Origin of the sequence: Pseudomonas syringae group sp. 26L6 (assembly GCF_032587815.1) — a bacterium.
In the GTDB taxonomy this organism is placed as follows: Bacteria; Pseudomonadota; Gammaproteobacteria; order Pseudomonadales; family Pseudomonadaceae; genus Aquipseudomonas; species Aquipseudomonas amygdali.
Window position 1 is genome coordinate 1 of sequence record NZ_JAWHPJ010000014.1, and the last position, 554, is coordinate 554.

Annotated in this window: 2 pseudogenes; both read right to left on the reverse strand. The window is 47.5% G+C overall.

The window, feature by feature from the left end:
• Positions 1-284: pseudogene (locus RYA97_RS07605) on the reverse strand (permease); the annotation flags it as partial.
• Positions 281-554, reverse strand: a pseudogene (locus RYA97_RS07610) (hypothetical protein); the annotation flags it as partial. The pseudogenes RYA97_RS07605 and RYA97_RS07610, both read right to left, overlap by 4 nt.

Sequence of the window (554 nt, forward strand, 5' to 3'; positions counted from 1 at the left end):
TTTTTATGGTGTAGTTGTAGATGGTTTTTTGGCGGATGAGCAGGCCTATGAAGTAAGCCAGAACCCCACCAAGGGCAAGTATCAAGCCCACCAGTAGAGGCGGGTTTTTTAAAAATACTTTCCAGCCCCCCCCAAATAAAAAGTGAGCTCCCGGTCAGATGAATTGCGGCAAATATGGACTGCGCTATCATGATTTCTTTAGGTGATTTAGCCAGCGTTTTTATTTTCCAGTTTAGAACATCTCGGCCTTTTAGCAGACATGGGGAGGGCGTCTGTTGAATCATAAAGGAGTACTCTCTGCGACTTCCAGAGTCAGGGTGCCAATTCTGCTTGATGCCTTTACTTCAAGCTCCACAGCAGCCAAACCATCAATAGCGGTATCGCCCCTTGTGCCAAGCTCCATCTGAAACAGATAGCCTCTATCGTCTTCACCAAGATTGATCAGATTGTTCGGATACCAGATTTGCAGCTCAAGATAGGTTGCGTCCTTGTCGAGCGGCACCCAGGTTTCCCAGATGAGGTCTTCGTTTTCAGGTGGCATGAGAGGATAGGTG